Here is a 9,048-nt window from a genome sequence, read left to right on the forward strand (position 1 = left end):
CCAGCTCGTAGGCGCCGATGGTGTGCTCAGGACGGTCGGTGGACGCGCCACGGTGCGCGACGACGGAAGGCTGCTGCACAACCCCGAACAGTAGACCTCTTTGCGCCGCGCGTCGGTCGCGACGAGCAGCGGGTGGCCGCTGGCCGCGTCCTTGGCGATCGCGTCGGTCGTGGCGACCGGGTAGACGGGGCGGTTGAGCGCCTGGCCGAGCGCGGCGGCCGTGACCAGGCCGACCCGCAGGCCGGTGAACGGCCCCGGACCCGCGCCGACGACGATCGCGTCGAGGTCGGCGAAGGTGTGACCTGCCTCTTCGAGCGAGTCGCTGATGTGCGGAGTGAGCAGCTCGCCGTGCGCCTTGGCGTTGAGCGTCACCCGCTTCGCGAGCAGGCGCGGCGGGGAGCCGGGCACGAGTTCGACCACACCGGCGGTGACTGCGGGGGTGGCCGTGTCGACGGCGAGCACTAGCACGATTGTCCAGAGTAGTACGAGGTCGTGCTGCGCATTTGAGTGCCTCTTGCCGTCAACCGCCGGAGGCGATTCGGCGGCAAGCGGTGGCCGGAGGACCGACTTCCCGACGACCCCGTCGCCATCTGTGGAGCAGGGGCAATCAAACACGTGTGGCAGACCACACTTCCGATGCGTCCTCAAGGCACGGGCACCACCCTGGATTCATGTTCGCTGAACCGAGTGACCGCGAGGCCCTGCGCTTCGGTGAGAACTCCTTGACCTACGCCGAGCTGCACCGGGCTGCGGGCACTCTGGCCGAACGGCTGCGCGGCCACACTCGCGTTGCCGTCTGGGCGACCTCGACGCTCGAAACCTGCGTCGCCGTGGTCGCGGGTCTGCTCGCGGGCGTGGCGATCGTGCCGCTCAACCCCAAGATCGGCGAGCGCGAACTGGAGCACATCCTCGGCGACAGCAAGCCCGACCTGATCCTCCGAGACGAACCGGTCCGTCTCGGCACCCCGGGAGCCTTCGAAGAACCCGGCCCCGAGACCCCGGCGCTGGTCATCTACACCTCGGGCACGACCGGTCCGCCGAAGGGCGTGGTTCTGCCCCGCCGCGCGCTCACGTCGAACATCGACGCGCTGGCCAAGGCGTGGCAGTGGACCGGTGACGACGTACTGGTGCACGGGCTGCCGTTGTTCCACGTGCACGGCCTGGGCATCGGCATCCTCGGCGCGCTGCGGCTGGGCGGTTCGGTGCGGCACGTGAAGTTCTCCCCCGAGGCCATCGGCCAGGAGCTGGCGACCGGCGCCACGATGATGTTCGGCGTCCCGACGATGTACCACCGGATCGCGGAAGCGGTGGAGCAGAACCGAGAACTCGCCGATCAGTTCCGAAACGCACGTCTGCTGGTCTCGGGTTCGGCCGCACTCCCCGCCAGCGACCACGAGCGGATCGCCAGGGCCACCGGGCAGGGCATCGTCGAGCGGTACGGGATGAGCGAGACGCTGATGAACGTCAGCATGCGGTTCGACGGCGACCGCAGGCCCGGCGCGGTCGGGCTGCCGGTGGACGGCGTCGACGTGCAGGTGGTCGACGAGTTGGGAAACGACGTGGGCGTCGGCACCATCGGCGAGATCGAGGTGCGCGGGCCGAACCTGTTCCTGGAGTACCTGAACCGGCCTGACGCGACGGAAAAAGCGTTCCGCGAAGGCTGGTTCAAGACCGGCGACATGGCCGTGCGCGATCCCGACGGCTACATCCGCATCGTCGGGCGGCGGGCGACGGACCTGATCAAGAGCGGTGGCTACAAGATCGGCGCGGGCGAGATCGAGAACGCCCTGCTGGAGCACCCCGCGGTGGCCGAGGTGGCGGTGACGGGCGAACCCGACCACGACCTGGGCGAGCGGATCGTGGCCTGGGTGGTGCCGTCGGGCGAGGCGCCGGAGCCGGACGAGCTCAGCGACCACGTGGCGAGGCTGCTGTCGCCGCACAAGAGGCCGCGGGTGGTGCGTTATCTGGACTCATTGCCGCGCAACGAGATGGGCAAGGTCCTCAAACGAGAACTGTCCCAAGAGGACTGTCACCGGGATGGCCGATGGGCTCGTCCGGCCATCCCTGTGACGTCCGTCGATCAGCCGGCCGAGTTGCCGTTGCAGGCGACGTAGGACGGCGCGTGGTCGACCGTGAAGATCTCCAGCGGGCCGTTCCACTGCCACGGCAGCAGACAGGCGTTGTTGGCGATGCTGATGTCGGAGCCACCAGCGGCGTGGTTGTCGTTGCACGCGGCGTAGCCGGGCGCGTGACCCTCGTGCAGCAGGGAGGCCGGGCCGTTCCACTGCCACGGGGCGGCACACAGGTTGTCGGCGATGCTGATGCCGCCGGAACGACCCTCGTCACCAGCAGAGGCGGGGGCCGCGGCAGCCAGCATGGCGCCACCGATGACTGCAGTCGCGAGAAGCGTCTTCTTGATCATGCGAGTGTCATCGGCTCGTCACTCTCCGTCCTTTACGGACGGTCACCCGATGCGTTGGACAACTTCACACAGGCAGGGCACGAGCCGCCCACTCGCCGTGCGGGATCAGGGAAGCCGTGCGAACGTCGTCGATTCCACGTTCGAGGCGAATGAGCAGATGATCTTCGCTCAGGCGTTCCGCGACGCCCTCGCCCCACTCGACGGCGACAACGGCATCGATCAGATCCGTGTCCAGATCAAGATCGTCCAACTCGTCCAGGTGACCCCCGAGCCGGTACGCGTCGACGTGCACCAGCCGCACGCCCCTGCCGCCCTCGGCGGGCTCGTGGACGCGGGCGACGACGAACGTCGGCGAGGACACCCGGCCCTGCACGCCGAGGCCGCGCGCCAGTCCGCGCACCAGTGCCGTCTTCCCCGCGCCCAACGGTCCCGCGAGCAGCAGCAGGTCGCCCGCCCGCACGACTTCACCCAGCTTGCGGCCGAACTCCTCGGTGTCCTCCACCAGGGGCAGTTCGACGGTCTTCACGCTCGCCGCCACCACTTCTTCCGACTCTCTCCGCGATCGGTCGCGCAGCGTTCGACGAGCGCGACCAGGTGGTCGTTGACCAGGTCAGCCTGCTCCATCATCACCATGTGCCCGGCACCGGGGGCCCGGACGAGGGTGGCGTGCGGCATCTCCTCCGCCATTCGCTCGGCGTGCGAGAAGGGCGTCAGCTTGTCCGCGTCACCGCTCAGGATCAGCACCTCGCAGTGCCGCAACCCGGCGAGCGCCTTGTAGCGGTCGTGCGTGCCGAGGGTCTCCAGGAACTCGGTGAGCACCTTCACCGTGGTCCCGTTGATCATCTTCTCCATCAGGTCCACAAGGGACGGTGCGACCTTGCGATCACCGAACGCCAGCGTGCGGATGCCGCTCCAGGTGAGGCTTTTCGCGCTCTTGCGCACCCATTCGACGAGGCCGGGCTGCACACCCGCGAGCCGCCCGACGCCGAGCGTCACCGGGTTGTACCGCGACAGCACGGACTTCGGCAGTCCCGCTCCGCCCACGGCACCGGCTGCCGTGCCGATCAACGCGACACCGCGCACCCGTTCCGCGAAGAGATCTGGCCGCTGCTCGGCCAGCGCCATGATCGTCATGCCGCCCATGGAGTGGCCGACGAGCACCAGCGGTCCCTCCGGCACGACCGAGCGGATCACCGCGTCGAGGTCGTGCGCGAGCTGCTCGATCGTACTGGCCTCAACGGAAGAACGCCCGGAACGGCCGTGGCTGCGCTGGTCGTAGATCACCTGGTGTACGCGCGGGTCGAGCAGTTCCGCGAGGTCCCGGCGCTGGAAGTGCCAGCAGCGGCGGTCCAGCGCGAACCCGTGCACCAGCACGACGGTGATGTCAGCCTCGCCGCCGTCACCGGGGTCGACCTCCTCGACGGAGATCGGCACGCCGTCGTCCGCGGCCACGGTCGACTCGCGATCGGGCCGCAGTTCGCCCAACGGCTCGTCCGCGAGGCTGTCGATGGCCTTCTTGCGCTCGTGCGACACCTTCGCGGTCTGCGCCACGGCAGCACCGGCGACAGCGGCGCCGAGCGCACCACCGACCCACCCGACGACCTTCCACACCGGCTTCACGTGTAGATCCTCCGCACCCGCGGCCGGTACATCCCGCACACGATCTCGTAGTCGATCGTCCCGGTCAGCTCGGCCCACTCCGTCGCCGTCGGCTCCCCCCGGCGCCCGTCGCCGAACAGGACGACCTCCGCACCCTCGCGGACCTCGTCGTTCCCGCAGTCCACGACGATCTGGTCCATGCAGACACGCCCGACCACCGGGCGGCGCATCCCTTCCAGGAGCACCTCCATCCGGCCGGAGAGCGCCCTCGGGACACCGTCCGCGTACCCTGCCGGCACCAGTGCCAGAGTCGTGTCGGTCTGCGCGGTCCATGTCATCCCGTAGGAGACCGACTCCCCGGCGGGGATACGTTTCGTGAGCGCCACGTGCGACCGGTAGCTCATGACCGGCCTGAGGTCGTGGTCGGTCGGCACCGGGTTCAGGCCGTAGATCGCGATGCCGGGCCTGACGATGTCGAAGTGCAGGTCGGGCCTGGTGAGCAGGGCCGCGGAGTTGGCGATGTGCCGCAACGGATCGAGCCCGAAGCCACGAGCCACCTCGTAGGCCTCGTCGAACCGCTTGGCCTGCAGGTCGACCGACGGATGCCCGATCTCGTCCGCGCACGCGAGGTGCGACCAGACGGCCACCACCTCGTGCTTCTTCGCGGCCTCCACCAGCTCCGGCCAGTCCTTCGGCTGACAGCCGTTGCGGCTCAGCCCGGTGTCGATCTTCAGGTGGATTCTCGGCCTGGCGTCGGCCTCTTCGGCTGCCTGCTCGATGCGGCGCAGGTCGGCGAGCGAGGCCACGGACAGGTCGACATCGGCAGCGATGCCAGCGGCCACGTCCTCGTCGGGGGCGTCGAGCCAGGCCAGGATCCGCGCGCGGATGCCGGCCTGCCTGAGCGCGAGGGCTTCCTGCGTGGAGCACGAACCGAGCCAGGTCGCGCCGGCTTCCAGAGCTGCGCGAGCGACCTCCACCGCGCCGTGGCCGTAGCCGTCCGCCTTGACGACGGCCATCGTCTCCGCACCGGGAGCGAGGCCGGCCAACAGCGCGACGTTGTGCCGCAGCGCACCGAGGTTCACGACAACTTCTGAACGGGCCATAACCTGTTCATCGTGCCATGAGACCGCAGCTCATCAGGTGTGAGCGAGCGCTCAAGACCGTCGAAGAGCCCTGATCGCCGCGGGAATCGCCTCCATCAGCCCCGAAGCGGGCACCGGTGCGCCGTCGGCACCCAGCTCAGCGGCCAGAACGTGCAGGTAGGCCGCGTATCCCGCCGCCAGGAACGGATCCACGCCACCGGCCAGCAATGCCCCGATGATCCCGGACAGCACGTCCCCGGACCCGGCAGTCGCGGGCCACGACGACGTCGCCGAGTTCACCAGCGCCCGTCCGTCCGGCGCCGCCACCACGGTCCGGTGCCCTTTCAGCAGCACCACGGCGTTGAAGCGTTGAGCGGCCTTTCGCGCGGCCGCGACGCGATCCGCACCGACCGGACCGGCCAGGCGTTCGAACTCGCGGTCGTGCGGGGTCAGCACCAGAGCGGCGTCGGGATCGCGGGCGTCCCACAGCGACGGCGTCGAGGCGAGCAACGTGATGGCGTCCGCGTCGGCGATCACCGGCACACCCGCGTCCAGCACGGACCTCAGCACCTCGGCCGACGACGGCCCGGTGCCCATACCCGGCCCCACGACCCAGGCCTGAACCCGGCCCGCGTCCGTGATCGAGCCGGTGCAGATGGTCTCCGGCCAGCGTGCGCGGATGGCGTCGGCGGCGGGACCGGCGTAGCGGACCATGCCCGACGTCGCGAGCACGGCGGCACCGGTCGAAAGCACTGCGGCACCTGGATAAGTCGCGCTTCCGGCCGCAACGCCCGTGACGCCCTGGGTGTACTTGTCGTCGGACGGGCCCGGCACCGGCCAGTGGATGTCCGCACGGTCGAGCAGCACGAAATCGGGATCCGTTGGCCGCAAACCGATGTCGACCAGGTGCACGTCACCGCACTCTGCCAGCGCGTGCACCGGCTTCAGGCAGCCGAATGTCACCGTCGTGTGCGCTGAGACATGAGGCCCGGCGATCTCCCCGGTGTCCGGGTCGATCCCGGAAGGCAGGTCCACAGCCAGGATCGGCGCACGCACCGACTCGACCAACGCAGCCGCAGCAGGCCGCAACGGACCACGCGCGGAGAGGCCGACGATCCCGTCGATCACCAGATCCGGCGTGCCAGCCTCGGAGACGATCCGGCCGCCGGCACGACGGAAAGCCCGGAGCCCCTCGACGTGTGCCTTCTCCGGCGAGAGCAGGACAGCGGACACCGCGACACCACGGCGTCGCAAGAAGTAACCGGCCCACAGGGCGTCGCCGCCGTTGTTGCCCGCGCCGACGAGCAACGTGACACGGCGGCGGCCCTGCAAGAGCCTGAGGGCGTGGGTGGCCACACCGAACGCGGCCTTGCGCATCAGCGAGCCCGGCGGGACCACCGCCATGAGCTCTTCTTCAGCGGCCTTGACGCGTTCGGTGTGCCAGACGCCCTTCACTCACTCGACGGTAACGGACTTCGCCAGGTTGCGAGGCTTGTCCACGTCGTAGCCGCGGCTGCGGGCGATCTCGGCCGCGAGCACCTGCAGCGGCACCGTCGAGATGAGCGGCTGCAGCAGGGTCGGGACGGCCGGGATCTCGATCAGGTGGTCCGCGAACGGGCGCACGGTCTCGTCGCCCTCCTCGGCGATCACGATCGTGCGGGCGCCACGGGCCTGGATCTCGCTGATGTTCGACACCAGCTTCGAGTGCAGGACGGCACGGCCCTTCGGCGACGGCATGACCACGACGACCGGGAGGTCCTTCTCGATCAGCGCGATCGGGCCGTGCTTGAGCTCGCCGGCCGCGAAGCCCTCGGCGTGCATGTAGGCGAGCTCCTTGAGCTTGAGCGCGCCCTCCAAAGCCACCGGGTAACCGACGTGACGGCCGAGGAACAGCACGGCCTTCGAGTCGGCGAGCTCACGGCCGAGCTGACGGACCTGGTCGACGGTGCCGAGCACGCGCTGCACGGCCGCGGGCATGGCCTCCAGCTCGTGGAACTCGCGGGCGACCTCGTCCGGGTACTTGGTGCCACGAGCCTGCGCCAGGGCCAGACCCACCAGGTAGTTCGCGGCGATCTGGGCGAGGAACGCCTTCGTCGACGCGACACCGATCTCCGGACCGGCGTGCGTGTAGAGGACGGCGTCCGACTCGCGCGGGATCTGCGCGCCGTTCGTGTTGCAGACGGCCAGAACGCGGGCCTTCTGCGCACGGGCGTGACGCACGGCCTCCAGCGTGTCCGCGGTCTCGCCGGACTGCGACACGGCGACGACGAGCGTGTCGCGGTCGAGCACCGGGTCGCGGTAGCGGAACTCGGAGGCCAGCTCGACCTCGACAGGCAGGCGAGTCCAGTGCTCGATCGCGTACTTCGCGACGAGGCCGGAGTGGTAGGCCGAGCCACAGGCGATGACGAAGACCTTGTCGACGTCGCGCAGGTCCTGGTCGGAGAGGCGCTGCTCGTCGAGGACGATGCGGCCGTTCGCGAAGTGGCCGCGCAGCGTGTTCGCCAGCGCCTCCGGCTGCTCCTCGATCTCCTTGAGCATGAAGTACTCGTGGCCGCCCTTCTCGGCGGCGCTGAGGTCCCAGTTGACCGTGAACGGCTTGGCCTCGGCGGGCTCGCCGTCGAAGTCGGTGACCTCGTAGCCGGAGCGGCTCAGCACGACCATCTGGTCCTGGCCCAGCTCGACGGCTTCCTTGGTGTGCGCGATGAACGCGGCGACGTCGCTCGCGACGAAGTACTCGTTCTCGCCGACACCGACGACCAGGGGTGAGTTGCGGCGCGCGGCGACGACCTGGTCCGGCTCGTCGGCGTGCGTGAACACGAGCGTGAACGCGCCTTCGAGGCGGCGCACGACCTTGCGCACGCTGGCGGGCAGGTCGCCCTTGGTGTCGCCCTCGTTGTAGGCGAACGCCACGAGGTGCGCGACCGACTCGGTGTCGGTGTCGGACGTCATCTCGACGCCGAGGCCTTCGAGCTCGGCGCGCAGCGCGAGGAAGTTCTCGATGATGCCGTTGTGCACCACGGCGACGCGGTTCGTCGCGTCGCGGTGCGGGTGCGAGTTCTTGTCGATCGGCGCGCCGTGCGTCGCCCACCGCGTGTGGCCCATGCCGACGGTGCCCACGAAGTTGTCGCGGCCCACCTCGTCGAGCCTCGTTTCCAGGTTCTGCAGCCGTCCGGCTTTGCGTTCGACGGCGAGGTCCTCGCCTGCGATGACCGCGACGCCTGCCGAGTCGTAACCCCGGTACTCGAGCCGCCTCAGCCCGTCCAGCACGACGTCGAGCGCCGACTGGTGACCCACGTATCCCACGATTCCGCACACAGAAAACAGACTAGCTAGACCACGCCGCTAACCCTAATGAGTGCAGGTGCTCCATCTCCGCTGGTCAGAGCCACGTGTGGTGTAGACCAATCTCGGGTGTGGTGCGGATGACAGGATCGACTACGGTTCACCACATGGCTCGCCGCGTGATCACGCTGACCGCGAAACAGGCCCTTGAGCAGCTCAGCAGGCCCGGCCCGCACTCGGTGCTGCGCGGCGACCTCGCCCTCGTCGGCCTGCCGGGCGTGATCTTCACACCGCAGTCGGGCCTCGGCCTGCCCGCTGTCGCGTTCGGACACGGCTGGATGCAGCCCGTACGCCGCTACCACGGCCTTTTGCGGCACCTGGCGTCGTGGGGCGTCGTCGCCGCGGCACCGGCCGTGGAGCGCGGGCCGCTGCTGTCGTCACGGGTGCTGGCGGCGAACCTCCTGACCACTTTGGACATCTGCACCGGCGTGCGGCTGGGCTCGGGGGACATCAGCGTGGACCCCGCCCGCGTCGCGCTGGCCGGGCACTCGATGGGCGGCGGCGCGGCCGTGCTGGCGGCGTCAGAAGGCGACCGCGTCCGTGCCGTTGTGACTTTGGCCGCAACGGAGACGCGGCCGTCCGCTCTGGACGCCGCGCGGAACG

The 9,048-nt window shown here is 69.6% G+C and carries 9 protein-coding genes; 2 read left to right on the forward strand and 7 right to left on the reverse strand.

Annotated elements, in window-relative coordinates; translation table 11 throughout:
- The coding region (gene tsaB, locus FXN61_RS44040) for a tRNA (adenosine(37)-N6)-threonylcarbamoyltransferase complex dimerization subunit type 1 TsaB (RefSeq protein WP_167979778.1) at nucleotides 1-468 on the reverse strand (468 nt) is incomplete at its 3' end.
- A 203-nt stretch (nucleotides 469-671) separates the two neighbouring features.
- Between tsaB and FXN61_RS44045 the strand changes: the two genes are divergently transcribed.
- Nucleotides 672-2,114, forward strand: a complete 1,443-nt coding sequence (locus FXN61_RS44045) for an acyl-CoA synthetase (protein ID WP_167979779.1) — start codon at nucleotides 672-674, stop codon at nucleotides 2,112-2,114.
- Here FXN61_RS44045 and FXN61_RS44050 read toward each other — a convergent pair.
- The 6 genes from FXN61_RS44050 to glmS all read right to left on the reverse strand — a co-directional run bounded on the left by FXN61_RS44050 (nucleotide 2,081) and on the right by glmS (nucleotide 8,418).
- Entirely contained in the window at nucleotides 2,081-2,422 is a 342-nt protein-coding gene (locus FXN61_RS44050) for a hypothetical protein (RefSeq protein WP_167979780.1), read from the reverse strand. The genes FXN61_RS44045 and FXN61_RS44050 overlap by 34 nt on opposite strands.
- A gap of 64 nt (nucleotides 2,423-2,486) precedes the next feature.
- Nucleotides 2,487-2,948, reverse strand: a complete 462-nt coding sequence (gene tsaE, locus FXN61_RS44055; protein WP_312878463.1) for a tRNA (adenosine(37)-N6)-threonylcarbamoyltransferase complex ATPase subunit type 1 TsaE — start codon at nucleotides 2,946-2,948, stop codon at nucleotides 2,487-2,489.
- Complete coding sequence (locus tag FXN61_RS44060) at nucleotides 2,945-4,042, reverse strand: alpha/beta fold hydrolase (RefSeq protein WP_167979782.1); 1,098 nt, start codon at nucleotides 4,040-4,042, stop codon at nucleotides 2,945-2,947. Before FXN61_RS44060 ends, tsaE begins: the two co-directional genes overlap by 4 nt.
- A complete protein-coding gene (alr, locus tag FXN61_RS53725; RefSeq protein WP_167979783.1) occupies nucleotides 4,039-5,124 on the reverse strand; it encodes an alanine racemase in 1,086 nt (361 codons plus the stop codon). The genes FXN61_RS44060 and alr overlap by 4 nt, the downstream gene beginning before the upstream one ends.
- 51 nt (nucleotides 5,125-5,175) lie before the next feature.
- Complete coding sequence (locus FXN61_RS44070) at nucleotides 5,176-6,558, reverse strand: NAD(P)H-hydrate dehydratase (RefSeq protein ID WP_167979784.1); 1,383 nt, start codon at nucleotides 6,556-6,558, stop codon at nucleotides 5,176-5,178.
- Nucleotides 6,559-8,418 (reverse strand): glutamine--fructose-6-phosphate transaminase (isomerizing), encoded by a 1,860-nt coding sequence (gene glmS / locus FXN61_RS44075; RefSeq protein ID WP_167979785.1) that lies wholly within the window; start codon nucleotides 8,416-8,418, stop codon nucleotides 6,559-6,561. It abuts the gene before it with no gap.
- A 134-nt stretch (nucleotides 8,419-8,552) separates the two neighbouring features.
- Between glmS and FXN61_RS44080 the strand changes: the two genes are divergently transcribed.
- A partial coding sequence (locus FXN61_RS44080) for a dienelactone hydrolase family protein (protein ID WP_376770811.1) occupies nucleotides 8,553-9,048 on the forward strand: 496 nt, incomplete at its 3' end.

It is taken from the genome of Lentzea indica, assembly GCF_012184385.1.
GTDB lineage: Bacteria > Actinomycetota > Actinomycetes > Mycobacteriales > Pseudonocardiaceae > Lentzea > Lentzea indica.